Raw genomic sequence first — 16,206 nt, forward strand, 5'->3', positions numbered from 1 at the left:
CCTCCCGTCGCCCCGCCCCCATCCTGCCCGGCCGCGCATGGACGCGCCAGCGCCACGGCCATAGGCTTCCCTCGCTTTAGGGGAAAACGCGCCATGACAGGCCCACGCATCGCACTCGGCGGCTTCATGCTGGAAAGCAACGGCCATGCGCCGGTCGCCACGCGGGCGGAGTTCGAGGCTTCCTGCTGGCTGGAAGGCGATGCGCTGGAAGCGGACCTGGCGAAGCCCGCACCCCGCGCGCCGGCGGGGCTTTCGGGCTTCATGCGTGCGATGGATGCCGGCCGGCCCTGGCAGCCCGTCTTCACCATCGCCGCCACGGCCGGTGCCTCCGGCCCCATGGACCAGGATGTCTTCGACGATGTGGTGGCGCGGCTGGAATCGGCGCTGCGCGCGGCGATGCCGCTGGATGGCGTCTTCCTGGCGCTGCATGGCGCCGCGACCGCGACCGTGGACCGCGACCCCGATGGCACGCTGCTGAAGCGTGTCCGCGCCATCGTGGGCCCGGATGTCCCCATCCTCGGCACGCTCGACCTGCATGCCAATGTCGCCTGGTCGATGGTGGAGGCCGCGGACATGCTGGCCGCCTACGTCACCAACCCGCATGTGGACCAGGCGGAGCGCGGGGCGGAATGCGCGGCGGTGATGCGCGCCATGCTGGGCGGCATGCGGCCGCGCAGCGCCTTCGTGAAACTGCCCTTCATCCCGCCCGCCACCAGCCAGAACACCGCCGGCGGTCCCTATGCCGATGCCATCGCCTTCGGCCAGCGCTACCTGGACCATGAGGTGCTGAACGTCTCCATCTCCTCCGGCTTCTCGCTGGGCGACACGCCGAAGAACGGGCTTTCCGTCATCGTCACCACCCGCACCGACGGCGCGCGGGCGCAACAGGTGGCGGAGGAGATCGCGGCCTGGATCTGGTCCACGCGCTCGACGTGGATCACCAATTTGACGAGCCTGGAGGACGCGACGGCGATGGCCCTGGCCGCCGGGCGCGAGGCCGCGGCGCCCTCCCTCCTCTTCGCCGATGTCGCCGACAATCCCGGCGGCGGCGGGCGCGGCAACACCGCCTTCATCCTCGAATCCTTCGTGAAGGCGGGCGTGGAGGGCGCCGTCTTCGGCATCCACAACGACCCCGCCCTGGCGGCGGAGGCCCATGCGCTCGGCCTCGGCGCGCGTTTCATCGCCCGCTTCAACCGCGATGAGACCAACATCTTCTCGAAGCCCTTCGAGGCCGAGGCGGTGGTGGAGGCGCTGAGCGAGGGGGAGGTCGTCGGCCGCCGCGGCATCTATCGCGGCCGCAGCGTCTCCACCGGCGCGACCGCCTTGCTGCGCATCGGCGGCGTGCGAGTCGCCGTCGTCACCAACCGCCGGCAATTGGCGGAACCGCGGATGGTGGAATCGCTCGGCGTCGATCTCCGCGCCGTGCGGTCGCTGGTGGTGAAGTCCCGCGGGCATTTCCGCGCCGGCTTCGACGACATCTGGACCCCCGACCGGATCATCGAGGTCGATGTGCCCGGCCTGACCACCGTGGTGCTGGCGCGCGTGCCCTGGCGGGAAGTGCCGCGCCCGATCTACCCGTTGGACGCGGCGATGGAATGGAAGGCCGGCGGCGCCTCGCTCCGCGGCGACTGAGCGACCGCCTCCGACTGGAGGAGGGTGATGGTGAAGACCGCGCCGCCATCCTCGTTCCGCGCGGCGATGCTGCCGCCCATGGCCTTCACCAGGCCATGGCAGATGGACAGGCCGAGGCCCGTGCCCTTGTCCACGCCCTTGGTGGTGACGAAGGGTTCGAAGATCCGGGCCAGCACCCTGGGCGCGATGCCGCCGCCGGTATCGCGCAGCTGCAATTCCACCCGGCCTTCCGGCGGCGCCGCGCCCAGCGCGATGGTGATGTGGCGCGGCTGGCCCGGCGGCAGGGTTTCCATCGCGTGGCAGGCATTCATCAGCAGGTTCACCAGCACCTGCTCCAGCCCCACCAGATGCCCCATCACGACCGGCGATGCGGCGCCGAAATCGACGGAGACGGCGACATCGGCGTCGCGCAGCGACCCGCCGACCAGCGTCATGGCGCCCTCCACCGCCGCCTCCAGCGCCACGGGTTCCGTGGGCGTCGCCTCATCCGATCCGCGGGCGAAGCGGCGGAGGTGTTCGATGATGTTCCCGGCGCGGGCGGATTGCTCGACGATGCGTTCGATCCGCTGCCGCGCCGCGGAAAGCCGGCCGGAATCCAGCGCCTTCTGCAGGTTCTGCGCGGCCAGGGACATGATGGTCAGGGGCTGGCGGAGTTCATGGGCCAGGCCCGTCGCCATCTCGCCCAGCGAGGCGAGGCGCCCGGCCGCGGCCAGCTGCCCGGCGCGCTCCCGCTCCGCGCTGACATCGGCGGTGTAGCCGACGATCTCCACCACACCGTCCCCGCGCCGCTGGGTCACGGCGGCAACGGTGCGCAGCCAGCGGCCGCCGCCATCGGGCTGGCGCAGGCGGAACTCGCGCTGGGACTGTCCCTCCCGCGCCACCGCCTCCATGAATTCGTTGAAGGCGTCGGGCTCTGGCGCGCGCAGCGCCGCCCAGCCGCCGGGCGCCTCGATCACCTCCGCCGGCCAGCCCGTCACCGCCTCCACATTGCCGCCGATGCGGCGATAGCGGGGGGATGCGCGGGGGGAGACTTCCACCTGGAACATCAGCGTCGGCACGCCATCCAGCAGGCGGGTCGTCTCCGCCCGGCTGGACCGCAGCAGCGCCGTCTCCCGCGCCGCCATCTGGTGGCGTTCCTCCGCCGCGCTGGCGGCGTCCTGCTGGGCCTGCACCAGGCGGCTGAAGCGGATCATCACCGCCAGGCAGACCAGCGTGACGATGGCCAGCACACCGATGCCGAGGCCGATCTCAAGCCGGTGGCGATGGACCGGCGCCAGGATCAGATCGAGCGTCCGCGACACCTCCACCACCATCATGCCGGTGGCGGTGACGCCGAAGGCGGCGGTGGCGGGGGCGCCGGTGCTGTCCTCCATCTGCTGGATGCCGGCATCGAGCCGCGGCAGGTAATCCCGGAACAGCCAGGCGGCGGGGTTGGCGATGCCGACGCCCTCCGCCCTTCCGTCGGACCGCGCCAGCAGCACGGCATCCAGCCGGTGGAAACGGACGGAAACCTCGAAGGCATCCGCCGCGCGCTGGCCGATGGCGGTGAGGTATTCCGGGTTCATCAGCGCGATGACGAAGCCGCCCGGCAGGCCGTTCGGGTCCAGGATGGGCCGCAGCAGCGGGATGCTCCACCGCCCCGCCTGCTGGATGGTCTGGCCGGGCCGGCCGAGGAAGCGCCCCGGCTCCGGGCTGCCGATCGCGAGCTGGGAGGCCCCGCTGGGCGAAACCTCCAGCCACCGCCGGTCCGCCAGAGAGGTGCCCAGCAGCGCCTCCTCCGTCGAGAAGACGATCCGCCCTTCCGCATTCACGACCGCCGCGGCGCGGAGGTGGGGCAGCTGCGCCAGGCGCATGCCGACGCGGTCGATCTCCCAGGGCTGGCCGCGTTGCTCGATGCCGCGCACCATCTCGATCAGCAGGATATCGGTGGTTTCCAGCGCGCGGGTCAGCTGGTCCACCACGCTGGCGAGCACGCCGATCACGTCGCGGCGCGCTTCCTCTGACGCGGCGCGCTGTTCGCGCTGGCCGAGCAGGGCGAAGAGGGAAAGGAAGCAGACGGCCAGCATGAGCCCGGCCAGGACACCCAGCGCCCGGGCCCGGCCCGGCCTTGAAGCCCAGGCGCGCAGCGGCCGGAAGCGGAAGGCCTCCGGTTCCGTCTCACGCACCCGGCCTTGCTGCTGCGCTTCCATCGCCCCCAATGCCAAGGCCCGCCTGGCCCCGGGCCAGCGGGGCCGGGGCATGGCGCGCCATGGGCCTGCTTCAGGCCCCCGGCACCCTCATCCTAACATCATCTTCGCGCGAGGCTGTGTCCAAAATCTTGACGACACGGCGCGAATAGAAACTTGGTGTCAGGTTTCCGCGCCGCCATTCACCGCCAGCATCTGGCCGTTCACATAGGCGCCGCCCGGGCTGACCAGCATCCGCACCACGGAAGCGACCTCCGCGGGCTTGCCCATGCGGCCCACCGGCACCTTGGCGACATAGCCGTGGCGGTGGGTCTGGACGCCGGGCTGGTCGTCATCGGCCTCGATCGGGCCCGGGGAGATGGCGTTCACCGTGATGCCCTTCGGCCCGAATTCCTTGCCGAGCGACTTCGTCAGGCCCCAGAGGCCATGCTTGGCGACGGAAACGGGCGCCCTGCCGGCATAGCCATGGATCGCGTTCATGCCGGTGAAGTTCACGATCCGGCCCCAGCCGCGCTCCAGCATCCCAGGGATGCAGGCCTGGGACAGCCAGATGGCGCCTTCCAGGTCCACGGCCATCACCCGGCGGAACTCCGCCGGGGTCAATTCGAGAAACTTGTGCTGGGGGCGCAGCGCGGCGTTGTTCACCAGCACATCAACCGCGCCGAAGGCGGCAATCGCCTCCGCCGCGATGCGCCGGCAATCCTCGGGGCTGCCGACATCGCCCATGGCGACCAGCGCGCCGACGCCCTTCACCCGGGCCTCGGCCGCCACCGCTTCCGCTGCCGCGCGGTCGGAGGAGCCGTTGATGACGACGTTGAACCCATCCTCCGCCAGGCCGAGGGCGATGGCGCGGCCGATGTTGCGGCCGGCGCCGGTGATGAGGGCGGTCTTCTTCGTCGTCATGGTCCTGGGATCCCCCGGTTATGGTGATCCCGCTTGCTACAACCCCCGGAGCACCGTGCAAACATGCCCGACCTGGGCATCGGTGAGTTCCGGGAACATGGGCAGGCTCATCACTTCCGCCGCCGCCCGCGCCGTCTCCGCGCAGCCGGCCGGTCCCAGGGGCGTGCGGCCGCGATAGGCGGGCTGCAGGTGGACGGGGGACGGATAGTGGATGGCGGTGGCCACGCCTTCCGCCCGCAGCCTGGCCATCAGCGCCGCGCGTTCCGGCACCCGCAGGACATACTGGTGGAAGACATGGCCGGACCCCACGCGCCGGATCGGCGCGGCGTAGCGCGTGCCGGCCAACGCCTCGTCATACGCCGCCGCGATCGCCTGGCGGCGGGCGTTCCCGGCATCGAGGTAGTTCAGCTTCACGCGCAGGATGGCGGCCTGGATCTCATCGAGCCGGCTGTTCACGCCCACGCCGTCGCTGATGTAGCGCTCCTTCCACCCGTATTGCCGGATGGCGCCGATGCGGTCGGCCAGGGCCTCGTCATCCGTGGTCAGCACGCCGCCATCGCCCAGCGCGCCCAGGTTCTTGGTCGGGTACAGGGAGAAGCAGGCGGCGTCCCCCATGGTGCCGACCTTACGCCCCGTGAGCGACGCGCCATGCGCCTGGCTGCAATCCTCGATGACCATCACGCCATGCGCGCGGCAGGCCGCCAGCATGGGGTCGAGGTCGCAGGCCTGGCCGTAAAGATGCACCGGGATGATGGCGCGGATCGGCGGCAGGCCCGGCGGCGGGTCGTCCAGCACCGCCACCAGCTCATCCGCATCCATGGTGAAGGTGTCGGGGTCGATATCGACCAGCAGGGGCGTCGCGCCCGTCATCTCGATCGCCGCCACCGTGGCCACGGCGGTGTGGGAGACGGTGACGACGGTGCAGCCCGGGCCGATGCCCATGCCGCGGAGCGTCAGCGCCAGCGCATCCGTGCCGTTGGCGCAGCCGACGGCGCGCTTCTGGCCCTGCCAGGCCGCGTATTCCTTTTCGAAGGCCTCGCCTTCCTTGCCCAGGATGTACCAGCCGGAGCCCAACGCGCGCAGCGCGGCGGCGTCGATCTCCTCCTTATGGGCGCGGTAGCTCGCGCCGGGATCGGCCTGCGGGACGGTGATGGTGGTGGCATTCATGGTGATCGGCCCCCTCAGGCCACGTATTCGTCGAGACGCGGACGGTACCATTCGAGCGATCGGCGCAGGCCTTCATCCACATCCACCCGCGGCCACCAGCCGGTGGCGGCGCGGAAGGCGCGGTCATCGGCGGCGTAGCTGCCGATGTCGATCTGCGCGCGATCGGCCGGGAATTCCTTCATGACATAGCTGCCCTTGCCGCCATTCGCCGCGACCAGGCGATCCGCCAGATCCTTCAGCGAGAGTGGGGGCGGACCGCCGATGTTGAAGACATGGCCATTCACCTGCGGCTCCGTCGCGTGGCTGGCCGCGCGGAGAAAGGCATCGGTGACGTCGTCGAGGTAGGTGAGGTCGCGCAGCTGCTCGCCGCCCCAGACCTCGAAGGCCTCCCCTTCCAGCACCCGGCGGATCCAGATGCCGAGGAAGGTCTGCCGCGCATCCTTGATGCGCAGCCGCGGGCCGTAGCAATTGGTCAAACGAAGGGAGACGACGGGGCGGCCATGCACCCGGTTCTCCAGCAGCCAGTACTGCTCCCCCGCCCATTTGGAGACGCCGTTGGAATCCGGCGGGTTCACCGTGTGCTTCTCATCCACCGGCATGTATTGCGGGCGGCCGTAGAACTGCCTTGTGGAGGCATGCACCACCACCGCCTTCGGCGCCGCTTCCCGCATGATGCCGATCAGCCGCACCTGCGCCACGGCATTGATGGCGATGTCGGAAACCGGGTCCTTCTGCCCGCCCATATGGCTGGTCTGGGCGGCCATGTTGAACAGCACGTCGATGCCATTGCACAGGCTGTGCATCTCGGCGTCGCGGATGTCGCCGCGCACCAGCATCACGTTGCTGCCTTCCAGGTTCAGCGGATTGGCGCCGCCATCCGGCACCATGGCGTCCAGCGCCACCACCCGCGCGCCCTGCGCCGCCAGGGCATGGCAGATGCCGCTGCCCAGGAACCCCGCCCCGCCCGTCACCAGAACCCGCTTGCCGCGCCAATTATCCATGGCCACCGAAACCGTTTCCTTCCGTCGTCGTTCCGCCCCCACAGGCATCAACCTGCCGTGTTGGCGCCGCCCAGCCGCTGCCCCGCATAGCGCCGCGCGCGGATCGGGCCCCACCAATCCTCATGGTCGAGGTACCAGCGCAAGGTGTGCTCCAGCCCACTCTCGAAATCGTATTTCGCCCGCCAGCCCAGCGCGACCTCGGCCGAGGTGGGGTCCATGGCGTAGCGGAAATCATGGCCCGGCCGGTCCTTCACGAAGGTGATCAGCCGCGCGCGGGGCCCCGCGGGGTCCGGCCGCAGCCGGTCCAGCACGGCGCAGATGGCGTGCACGACCTGGAGGTTGCTGCGTTCCTGCCGCGGGCCGATGCAATAGGTCCCGCCGGGCTTGCCGGCATGCAGCGCCGCCAGCACCAGCGCCTCCGCATGGTCCTCCACATGGATCCAGTCGCGGATGTTGGAGCCATCGCCATAGACCGGCAGCGGCTTGCCATCCAGCGCGTTGAGGCTGACCAGCGGGATCAGCTTCTCCGGGAATTGCCAGGGGCCGTAGTTGTTCGTGGTGTTGGAGACGAAGGCGGGAAACCCGTAGGTGTGGTGCCAGGCCCGCACCAGATGGTCCGACGCCGCCTTGGACGCGCTGTAGGGGCTGCGCGGGTCATAGGGCGTGTGTTCGTCGAAGGGTTTTTCTTCAACCGATTCCAGGCTGCCGAAGACCTCGTCGGTCGAGATGTGGTGGAAGCGGAAGGCCGCCTTGCGGGGGGCGTCCAGGCCCGACCAATAGGCCCGCGCCGCTTCCAGCAGGACCTGGGTGCCGACGACGTTGGTGCGGATGAACTCCGCCGGGCCGTCGATGGACCGGTCCACATGGCTCTCGGCCGCCAAATGCATCACCACCTCCGGCTGCCATTCCGCGAAGGCGGCGGCCATGGCGGCGGGGTCGCAGATATCGGCCTTCAGGTGGACGTGCCGGGCGTGGCCGCGGGCGGCGTCCAGCGCCTCATGGCTCGCCGCATAGGTCTCCTTGTCCACATTCACCACCACATGGTCGGTGGTGGCGATCAGGCGGCGGATCACGGCGGAACCGATGAACCCCAGGCCACCCGTCAGCAGGATACGCATGTCCACTCCTCGGTCGGCGTCAGGAATGATCCTGAATTAAGGCAGCCCCACGGCCCGGGCGTGTCGGCACTGCGGTGCCTCAGTGCCCGCCATGGCCGCGCGGCGGCGGAGAATGCCCGGCGGCCCCGCCAGGGTCTACATGGGCGTCCGCCGCCACCCGCGCCCGGCCGGCCGGGCCTTCCGTCCGCACCCGGCGGCTGCGCATGATCTCGGCGAAGCCGAACAGCAGCAGCAGCTGGCCCGCCAGCACCTCCAGGCTCGCCAGCACCCGCGCGCCGTCGTCGGCGGGGCGGATATCGCCATAGCCGACGGTAGAGAGCGTCGCGATGGAGAAGTGCAGCGCATCCGAATAGCTCAGCCGGATCGGCCCGTCTGGCCCCATGAACAGCGCGTGGTGGCTGAGCCCGTCGGCGATGCGGTAGGTGGCACCGAAGCCGATGACCAGCAGCGCATACATCAGCAGGAAGGCCACGATCGGCACCGCCAGGTGGCGGGCGCGGCTGCCCAGTTCCTCCATGATCAGCGCCACATCGACCAGCAACCGCACCACGTCCCGGACCGAGTAGGCTGCCACGCCGCCGATCGCGGCCATCGCCACCATCAGCGTCAGCGCCTGCCATTCCGGCGCCAGGCGGTTCACCGGCAGCGCGAAGCAGACCAGCCCCACGGCGGAGACCCCGGCCAGCCAGCGCGCGGCATAGGGCAGCAGGTCCAGGCTCTCGGCCTCCTGCTTCTCCGCGATCTCCGCCAATTCGCGCCGGCGCCAGAAGACGGTGCCCAGGAAGGCCAGCACCGGCAGCAGGAAGGCGATAGGGCGGGACCATTCCGCGGCCTGCGGGAATTGCGCCCGCCCCAGCACGACGAAGAGCGTGGCATAGAGCGCCAGGCCCGTCGCCGTGCCGAAGGCGAAATGCAGCCCGCGCGGGAACAGGCGATACAGCAGGCCGAGCCCGAGCCCCGCCACGCCCAGCACCACGGCCGGAAGCGCCAGCCCCTCATCCCCCACCCCCAGCGCCACCAGCAGGGACAGCGCGACGGTGAAGGCGACGGACCGCGCCCAGGCATGCAGCAGCCGGCGCGGCGGAAGCGGGTTCACGGCGCCAGCGCCACGCCGGTGATCTCCACCTTCCAGCGCGGATCGACAAGCGCGGCCTCGATCGTCATGCGGGCGGGCTTGGCGCCGGCATCGAGCCAGGCATCCCAGGCGCGGTTCATCGCCGGCGCGTCCCGGATATCGGCCAGCACGATCGTCACCGACATCAGCGCGCGCTTGTCGGTCCCGGCCTCCGCCAGCAGGGCGTCGATCTGGGCCAGGATGTCGGCCGTCTGCCCTTCGGCGTCCAGCGTCGGGTCATCCGCCACCTGGCCGGCCAGCCAGATGATGCCGCCCCCCATCACGGCGCCCGAAAGGCGCTGCTCCTCCGCGATGCGGCGAATGGTCATGGTCGTCTCCCGTCATGATGGCGGCGTGGCAAGCTTCCAAACCGCGCCGGCGAATGCCACATCGCGCATAACCGGGAGCCTGACATGCAGTCCATCCTCGACAAGGCCATGATCGCCAGCCGCTACCTGCTGGTGGTGTTCTTCGGCGGGCTGGTGGTGGCCCTCGCGATCTACGCGGTGGGCTTCCTCAAGAAGCTGTGGAAGTTCGCGACCAACGCCGCGAACGGGGCGGACAACCAGCAATTGCTGGATCTGCTGCACCTGCTGGATGCCGCGCTTGTCGCCTCGCTCGTCGTGATGGTGGCCGTCTCCTCCTATGACAGCCTGGTCAACCCGCTGGGGGCCAAGGATGGCGAGAAGGATGTGCGCTGGCTGGCGGCGGTGGATCCCGGGAACCTGAAGCTGAAGCTGGCGACGGCGCTGATCGCCATCTCCTCCATCCACCTGCTGCAGATCTTCATGGAGATCGGCAATTACGACGACCGCGCCGTGACCTGGGGTTTGGCCATCCACGGCATGTTCCTGCTGGGGGCGCTGGTGCTGGGGCTGGTGGACCGGGTGACGGCGAACAGCAAGAAGACGGGCAAGTTATAGGGGCAGCCTACCCCGCCAGATGCGGCCGCCGCAGCCAGCGGGCGAGCAGCCCGTCCACCGGCCCCGCCACCACGGAGACCACCCAGAGCCCCCCCGCCGCCAGCACGATGGCGGGGCCGGAGGGCAGGTCCAGGTGGTAGCTCGCCAGCAGCCCGCCCAGGCTGGCGGCCGCGGCCAGGCCCACCGCGGCATAGGCGAGCCCCGCCAGTTCCCGTGACCAGTGCCGCGCCGCCACGGCGGGCAGCATCATCAACCCGACGGCCATCAGCGTGCCCATGGCCTGGAAGGCGGCCAGCACGTTCAGCACCACCAGGCCGAGGAAGGCCAAGTGCCAGGCGCCGCCGCCCACACCCTCGGCCTGGGCGAAGCCGGGGTCGAAGCATTCCAGCGCCAGCGGCCGCCAGCCCAGCGCCAGCACCGGCAGGGTCAGCGTCGCGACGCCGGCCATCAGCAGCAAAGCGGGGTCATCCACCCCCAGCACCTGGCCGAACAGCAGATGCGTCAGATCCCCCGTATCGCCCCGCAGCGACACCAGCGTGACGCCGAGCGCGAGGGCAATGAGATAGAGCGCCGTCAGCGCCGCATCCTCCCGCCCCCCCGTGGCGCGGGACAGCGCCCCGGCGCCGACCGCCACGGCCAGCCCCGCCACCAGCCCGCCCAGCGACATGGCCGGCACGGACAGCCCGGCGATGAGGAAGCCGGCCGCGATGCCCGGCGTCACGCCATGGGCCAGGACCTCCGCCGTCAGGCTGGTGCGGCGGAGCATGAGGAAGACGCCGAGCAGGGGCGCCGCGACGGACAGCGCCAGGCAACCCACCAGCGCCCGGCGCATGAAGCCGAATTCGATGAAGGGGCCGAACAGCGCTTCCAAGGGATCAGGCCGCGCAGGCGGGGGCGGTTTCGTCCCAGGCCTCGGCCATCCGGCGGGCGCGCAGGCGGTTGGCGGCGGACAGGACCTGGTCCGTCGGGCCGCTGGCGACGCATTCGCGGGCCAGCAGCAGGCAGTGCGGGAATTCGTCCCGCACCAGATCCATGTCGTGCAGCACGGCCATCACGGTGCGCCCTTCCCCGTGCCAGCGGCGGACCACGGCCAGCAGATCGGCCGCGGTGCGGGCATCGACGGCGTTGAAGGGCTCATCCAGCAGGATCAAATCCGCGTCCTGCACCAACAGACGGGCGAAGAGCAGGCGCTGGAACTGGCCGGCGGACATGGCGCCCACCGGGCGACGGGCGAAGCCGCCCAGGCCCACGGCTTCCAGCGCCGCCTGGGCGCGGTCCCGGTCCGCACCCGTGGCGCCGCGGAAGGCGCCGAGCCTGGACCACATCCCCTGCATCACGACATCGAGGCAGAGGATCGGAAAGGCGCGGTCCATGCCGGATTGCTGCGGCAGCAGCGCCAGGCGGGGGCTGGCCCCCGTGATGGCAACGCGACCGGAATCGATGCGGTGCAGGCCCGCGATGCTGCGCAGCAGGGTGGTCTTGCCCGCGCCATTGGGCCCGACGATCGCTGTCAGGCTGCCCGGTTCGAACCGGGCGGAGACGTGGTGCACCGCCGGGTGGCGCTGATGCGTCGCCGTCAGGTCCCGGACCTCGACGGCAGGTCCGCGGGCCGTCACAGCGCCATCGCCCAGGCCACAGCCGCCCAGAGAACGCCCAGCACCAGGCCCGCCAGCGCCAGGCGGGCGCCGGCGCCGGAGGACAGAGCCAGGGGGTCGGGGATCGAGGGGCGCATGGTTACCTTATAACGTCACGGCGGATGTAGCGCCCCCGGGATGACATTCAAAGCCCCGCTTGCTGCATGGCTGGGAAAACGACGGGCGGGGGACTACCTGCGGGGGGTGATGCAGCCCCTCCCCCCTCCGCCCCCCGAAGACCCCGATATCGCGCTGCGGCGCGCGCTGACGAAACACCGGCGGGCGGCGTCGCTGCTGCTGGCCGGCATGGGGGGGCTGCTGGTGGGCAGCTACTGGCTGCCGCCGGGCTACGGGACGGATCTGCTGCAGGCCTCCGCCAAGGCCGGGCTGGTCGGCGGCATCGCCGACTGGTTCGCCGTGACGGCGCTGTTCCGTCACCCCCTCGGCCTGCCCATCCCGCATACCGCGATCATTCCCCGCCAGAAGGAAAGGCTGGGCGCGGGGCTCGGCCGCTTCGTGGCGAACCACGTCTTCACGGAAGCCGAGGTCGCGCGCGTGCTGGCGCGGCTCGACCTGGCGGGCATCCTGCGCGGCTGGTTCAACGACCCGGCCTCGGTCGAACCCGCCGCGGCCGCGCTGGCCCGCGCCATGCCCCGCATCCTGGCCAGCCTGGAGGATGGCCGCGCGCGGCGCCTGCTCTCCCGCCTGCTGCCGCGCATCGCCGGCGGGCCCGGCGCCGCCCGGGTGGTGGCGCGCGCACTGACCGCGCTGATCGAGGGTGGGCGGCACCAGGAGGTGTTCAACCTCGCCATCGGCCAGCTCAAGGTCCTGCTGGCGGCGAAGGAGGACCAGCTGCAGGCCGCCATCGCCGCCCGCGTGCGGGCGGAGGGCGGCGCGCTGATGGGCTGGCTGGCCGGCGCCACCATCGCGCGGCGCGTGCTCTCCGCCCTCAATGCCGAGCTGGACAAGGTGGAGCCGGGCGACAGCGACCTGCGCATCGCCTTCGAGGGCTGGGTGAAGGCCGAGGTCACGCGGCTGGAGAATGACCCGGAACGCGCCGCCGCCCTCGGCCGCGCATTGCGGGAGGCGCTGCGCCACCCCGCCGTCGCCACCTGGCTTGGCGACATCTGGGACCGGCTGCGCGTGGCGCTGGAGGCAGATGCGGCCAACCCGCAAGGCCGCACCGTGCAGGTGCTGGCCGGCGCGCTGGCCAATGTCGGCACCATGCTGGCGGAGGATGAGGGCGCGCGGGCGCGGCTGAACAAGGGGGCGGAGCGCGTGCTCATCGCCCTGCTACCCGCGGCCCGCACCCAGCTTTCCGACTTCATCGCCGGCGTGGTGCGGAACTGGGACACGGCCACGGTGACGGAGAAGATCGAGCTGCGGGTCGGCAAGGACCTTCAATACGTCCGCATCAACGGCACGCTGGTGGGGTTCCTGGTGGGCGGCGCGCTCTATGCGCTGCTGACGGCGGTGTTCGGGCGGGTGGCGATGTAGCCGCGCAACGCCTGGCACCCCGCCTGGCACGGCGGCTGCACTGATCACGGCAGGACGCAGTCCGGTTGCAAAACGCAACTGCACCCTGCGAGCCGAGACACCAGGACACGCCCCCGATGCCCCGCACGATCATCCGCACCGCCACCAACCAGGCCGACTGGCTCCATCTGCAGAATGCGAGTGGCGCGATCGAGGTGCTGACCGGCGCCGGCGATGACGGCGTCTTCGGCAGCGCCTTCGCCGACCTGATCCGCGGCGGGGAGGGCAACGACCTCCTCTGGGGCGAGGATGGCGCGGACACGCTGACGGGCGATGCGGGCAACGACCAGCTCTGGGCCGGCGCGGGCGCGGACAGCCTGGATGGCGGCGCGGGCAACGACCTGATGTGGGGCGGCGCCGGGGACGACACGATGAACCTCGGCGAGGGCAACGACATGGCCTGGGGCGAGGATGGCGCGGACCGCTTCGTCACCGGCGGCGGCAATGACAGCGTCTGGGGCGGCACGGGCAATGACAGCGTCGATGGCGGCGCGGGGGACGATGCCCTGTATGGCGATGCCGGGGACGACACCATCCTGGCCGGCGAGGGCCGCAACACGGTGGTGGGCGGCGAGGGCCATGACCGCATCACCGCCGGCGCCGGCAATGACAGCATCGTCGGCGATGCCGGGAATGACACGGTGGCGGCAGGCAACGGCAACAATACCGTCTGGGCCGGCCAGGGCGCCGACAGCATCACGAGCGGCACCGGCAACGACACGATCGGGGCCGATGAGGGCAACGACACCGTGCTGGCCGGCGCCGGCAACGACGTGGTCTGGGCCAATGGCGGCAACGACTACGTGGACCTCGATGCCGGCAATGACCTGGCCAGCGGCGACATGGGCGCCGACACCATCCTGGCCGGCGCGGGCAATGACACGGTGTATGGCGGAGAGGGCGACGACCTGATCTCCGCCGGCACGGGAGCCGACCAGGTCTTCGCCGATGGCGGCAATGACCGCGTGGTGATGGATGTCGCGGGCGCCCGCGGCGATGTCTATGACGGCGGCGCGGGGGTGGACACCCTGGTCTTCTCCCTGGCCCGGGCCGACTGGATGGGCGCCGGCTTCCAGGGCGACCTGGCGCGCTTCCTCTCGCATTCCGCAAGCACCCCCTGGGCGGATTTCCGCTTTGCGGCCCAGTCCCTCACGGTCCGCAGCTTCGAAGCCGCGGCGGTGACGGTGGATGGCGTGGCGCTGACGGCGGCGGATGATTCGGTGGTGGCGGTGGCGGACCGCTTCACCGTCTCCGAGGATGCGGCCAGCGTGGCCGGCAACGTCACGGCCAATGACAGCGTGGCCGACCTGGTGGCCGCGGTACGGCTGATGGCGGCGGCCAGCGGCGGCAGCCTGGTGCTGGGCGCGGATGGCGCCTTCAGCTGGACGGGCGGCGATGCCTTCCAGGCGCTGGGCGCCGGCCAGACCGCCGAGGTCACCTTCAGCTACCGCGTGACGGATGCCGATGGCGACACGGGCACGGCGGTGACAACCATCACCATCCTGGGCGCCAATGACGCGGCCACGATCGGCGGCGAGACCGAGGGCACGATCCGCGCCGGGGCGGAGGAGCAGGTCGGCGGCCGCCTTTCCATCACCGACATCGACGCCGGGGAGGCAGTGTTCGGCGGCGCCAAGACCCTGGAGGGCCGCTACGGCCGTTTCGACTTCGACGCCAAGACCGGCGACTGGACCTACGTGCTCGACATGCCGGCCGACAAGCTGCGCGAGATGGCGAAGGGCGAGGCGCTGGTGGAAACGCTGGTGGTGGTCTCCGCCGATGGCGGCACGACCCAGGAGGTGACGGTCACCATCGAGGCGACGCGCGAGAAGGGCGCCAATTTGCTGGTGAATGGCAGCTTCGAGGAGCCCGCCATCAAGGACGGCGCCTGGTCCGCGGTGAAGGAGGTGGAGGGCTGGAGCAACAATGGCGGCGCGGTCGAGGTCTGGGCCGGCTATGGCGGCGTGAAGGCCAGCGATGGCCGCCAGCATATCGAGCTGGACCATGACCGCGCCGTGGACCGCATCAGCCAGAAGATCGATGTCGAGGCGGGTGCCAGGTACGTCCTGACCTTCGATGCGCTTGCCCGCACCGATAAGCCGGAGACCGAGGGTTTCGTGGTGGTGTGGAACGAGGAGAAGCTGGCCTTCATCCAGCCCACGACCAAGGAATGGACCAGCTACGAATTCATCGTCGAGGGCCGCAAGGGCATGGACATCCTGGCCTTCGTCGAGGACGCCTCCGGCAATGACAGCTATGGCGGGCTGCTGGACAATGTCGCGCTGCGCGACGCGGTGTGGTGAGGGGCCCTCAGTGACCGTTTGAGAATACTGGCGGCTGAGGGTTCGCGAGGGATTTTTCGTCCCTGGCAGGAGCCGGGCGCGGCCGATGCTGGTTGCATCGGCAAGTCCGGCGACGCACCAGGGGCGGAAAAGCCCAGCGAAACCGACCCGCCAGTGTTCTCAAACGGTCACTCAATAGGCGACCTTGTCGGGCTTGGCGGCCCAGGCCTCGAAGACCTCCAGCGCCTCGGCCGCCAGCAGGCGGCGCATGGGCAGGCTGCGGGCCTCGATGGGCTTGGGGAGTTCGGTGTAGAGAAGCTCATCGTCGAAGCCGATGGCGGCGGCCTGGAAACGGTCATTCGCATAGGCAACGGCATCGACGCGCGCCCAGTAGAGCGCGGCCAGGCACATCGGGCAGGGCTCGCAACTCGTGTAGACCGTCGCGCCGCGCAGGTCGAAGCGGCCCAGCGCGGCGCAGGCGCGGCGGATGGCGACGACCTCCGCATGCGCGGTCGGGTCGTTGGTGGAGGTGACCTGGTTCCAGCCCTCCGCCACCACCTTGCCATCCATCACCACCACGGCGCCGAAGGGGCCGCCGGCGCCGGAGGCCATGCCGCGGCGGCTGACCTCGATCGCCTGGCGCATGAAGTCGGCATCGGTCATCGGCACACTCCAGCCCTCGACGTTCCGGCGCGGAAGCGCCACCATCC

General features: G+C 70.7%; 14 protein-coding genes. 4 read left to right on the forward strand and 10 right to left on the reverse strand.

Annotated features, from left to right (window positions below):
- Window positions 1-93: 93 nt before the first annotated feature.
- A complete protein-coding gene (locus ACTIE5_RS15185; protein ID WP_439550540.1) occupies window positions 94-1,632 on the forward strand; it encodes a M81 family metallopeptidase in 1,539 nt (512 codons plus the stop codon).
- Here the strand turns inward: ACTIE5_RS15185 and ACTIE5_RS15190 are convergent.
- From ACTIE5_RS15190 to ACTIE5_RS15220, 7 genes are all read right to left on the reverse strand, one after another.
- Window positions 1,572-3,797 carry an ATP-binding protein gene (locus ACTIE5_RS15190; protein WP_439550541.1) on the reverse strand — a complete coding sequence of 742 codons (2,226 nt, stop codon included), beginning with the start codon at window positions 3,795-3,797 and terminating at the stop codon, window positions 1,572-1,574. The genes ACTIE5_RS15185 and ACTIE5_RS15190 overlap by 61 nt on opposite strands.
- Before the next feature lie 183 nt (window positions 3,798-3,980).
- Window positions 3,981-4,721 carry an SDR family NAD(P)-dependent oxidoreductase gene (locus ACTIE5_RS15195; RefSeq protein WP_439550542.1) on the reverse strand — a complete coding sequence of 247 codons (741 nt, stop codon included), beginning with the start codon at window positions 4,719-4,721 and terminating at the stop codon, window positions 3,981-3,983.
- A gap of 36 nt (window positions 4,722-4,757) precedes the next feature.
- Window positions 4,758-5,888 (reverse strand): DegT/DnrJ/EryC1/StrS family aminotransferase, encoded by a 1,131-nt coding sequence (locus tag ACTIE5_RS15200; RefSeq protein WP_439550543.1) that lies wholly within the window; start codon window positions 5,886-5,888, stop codon window positions 4,758-4,760.
- Window positions 5,889-5,902: 14 nt separating this feature from the next.
- Window positions 5,903-6,889 carry an NAD-dependent epimerase/dehydratase family protein gene (locus ACTIE5_RS15205; RefSeq protein WP_439550544.1) on the reverse strand — a complete coding sequence of 329 codons (987 nt, stop codon included), beginning with the start codon at window positions 6,887-6,889 and terminating at the stop codon, window positions 5,903-5,905.
- Window positions 6,890-6,936: 47 nt separating this feature from the next.
- Window positions 6,937-8,007, reverse strand: coding sequence for a dTDP-glucose 4,6-dehydratase (rfbB, locus tag ACTIE5_RS15210; protein ID WP_439550545.1), 1,071 nt, complete (start codon window positions 8,005-8,007; stop codon window positions 6,937-6,939).
- A 79-nt stretch (window positions 8,008-8,086) separates the two neighbouring features.
- A complete protein-coding gene (locus ACTIE5_RS15215; protein WP_439550546.1) occupies window positions 8,087-9,103 on the reverse strand; it encodes a potassium channel family protein in 1,017 nt (338 codons plus the stop codon).
- On the reverse strand, window positions 9,100-9,450 hold the full coding sequence (locus ACTIE5_RS15220; RefSeq protein ID WP_092961914.1) for a RidA family protein: 351 nt from the start codon (window positions 9,448-9,450) through the stop codon (window positions 9,100-9,102). The genes ACTIE5_RS15215 and ACTIE5_RS15220 overlap by 4 nt, the downstream gene beginning before the upstream one ends.
- A gap of 84 nt (window positions 9,451-9,534) precedes the next feature.
- On the opposite strand from ACTIE5_RS15220, the gene ACTIE5_RS15225 reads away from it, so the two are divergent.
- Window positions 9,535-10,044 (forward strand): YqhA family protein, encoded by a 510-nt coding sequence (locus ACTIE5_RS15225; RefSeq protein WP_439550547.1) that lies wholly within the window; start codon window positions 9,535-9,537, stop codon window positions 10,042-10,044.
- 7 nt (window positions 10,045-10,051) lie between these two features.
- Here the strand turns inward: ACTIE5_RS15225 and ACTIE5_RS15230 are convergent, their stop codons facing one another.
- Together ACTIE5_RS15230 and ACTIE5_RS15235 are read right to left on the reverse strand one after the other, a co-directional pair.
- Window positions 10,052-10,915, reverse strand: a complete 864-nt coding sequence (locus ACTIE5_RS15230) for a metal ABC transporter permease (RefSeq protein ID WP_439550548.1) — start codon at window positions 10,913-10,915, stop codon at window positions 10,052-10,054.
- 4 nt (window positions 10,916-10,919) lie between these two features.
- Window positions 10,920-11,660, reverse strand: a complete 741-nt coding sequence (locus ACTIE5_RS15235) for a metal ABC transporter ATP-binding protein (RefSeq protein WP_439550549.1) — start codon at window positions 11,658-11,660, stop codon at window positions 10,920-10,922.
- A gap of 225 nt (window positions 11,661-11,885) precedes the next feature.
- On the opposite strand from ACTIE5_RS15235, the gene ACTIE5_RS15240 reads away from it, so the two are divergent.
- Entirely contained in the window at window positions 11,886-13,175 is a 1,290-nt protein-coding gene (locus ACTIE5_RS15240; RefSeq protein WP_439550550.1) for a DUF445 domain-containing protein, read from the forward strand.
- Between the two features lie 116 nt (window positions 13,176-13,291).
- The gene (locus ACTIE5_RS15245; RefSeq protein ID WP_439550551.1) at window positions 13,292-15,517 is read left to right on the forward strand and encodes a VCBS domain-containing protein; all 2,226 of its coding nucleotides are present in this window, start codon (window positions 13,292-13,294) and stop codon (window positions 15,515-15,517) included.
- 171 nt (window positions 15,518-15,688) lie between these two features.
- On the opposite strand, the gene ACTIE5_RS15250 is transcribed toward ACTIE5_RS15245, so the two are convergent.
- Window positions 15,689-16,159, reverse strand: coding sequence for a nucleoside deaminase (locus ACTIE5_RS15250; protein WP_439550552.1), 471 nt, complete (start codon window positions 16,157-16,159; stop codon window positions 15,689-15,691).
- Window positions 16,160-16,206: the final 47 nt, after the last annotated feature.

The organism is Falsiroseomonas sp. (assembly GCF_051859025.1).
Lineage (GTDB): Bacteria > Pseudomonadota > Alphaproteobacteria > Acetobacterales > Acetobacteraceae > Falsiroseomonas.

Excerpts from the sequence above, each read along its gene's own strand:
- ACTIE5_RS15185 (WP_439550540.1), top strand. The coding sequence starts at position 94 with ATGACAGGCCCACGCATCGCACTCGGCGGCTTCATGCTGGAAAGCAAC.
- rfbB (WP_439550545.1), bottom strand. The coding sequence starts at position 8,007 with ATGCGTATCCTGCTGACGGGTGGCCTGGGGTTCATCGGTTCCGCCGTG.
- ACTIE5_RS15250 (WP_439550552.1), bottom strand. The coding sequence starts at position 16,159 with ATGACCGATGCCGACTTCATGCGCCAGGCGATCGAGGTCAGCCGCCGC.
- ACTIE5_RS15225 (WP_439550547.1), top strand. The coding sequence starts at position 9,535 with ATGCAGTCCATCCTCGACAAGGCCATGATCGCCAGCCGCTACCTGCTG.
- ACTIE5_RS15240 (WP_439550550.1), top strand. The coding sequence starts at position 11,886 with ATGCAGCCCCTCCCCCCTCCGCCCCCCGAAGACCCCGATATCGCGCTG.
- ACTIE5_RS15220 (WP_092961914.1), bottom strand. The coding sequence starts at position 9,450 with ATGACCATTCGCCGCATCGCGGAGGAGCAGCGCCTTTCGGGCGCCGTG.
- ACTIE5_RS15200 (WP_439550543.1), bottom strand. The coding sequence starts at position 5,888 with ATGAATGCCACCACCATCACCGTCCCGCAGGCCGATCCCGGCGCGAGC.
- ACTIE5_RS15195 (WP_439550542.1), bottom strand. The coding sequence starts at position 4,721 with ATGACGACGAAGAAGACCGCCCTCATCACCGGCGCCGGCCGCAACATC.
- ACTIE5_RS15245 (WP_439550551.1), top strand. The coding sequence starts at position 13,292 with ATGCCCCGCACGATCATCCGCACCGCCACCAACCAGGCCGACTGGCTC.
- ACTIE5_RS15205 (WP_439550544.1), bottom strand. The coding sequence starts at position 6,889 with ATGGATAATTGGCGCGGCAAGCGGGTTCTGGTGACGGGCGGGGCGGGG.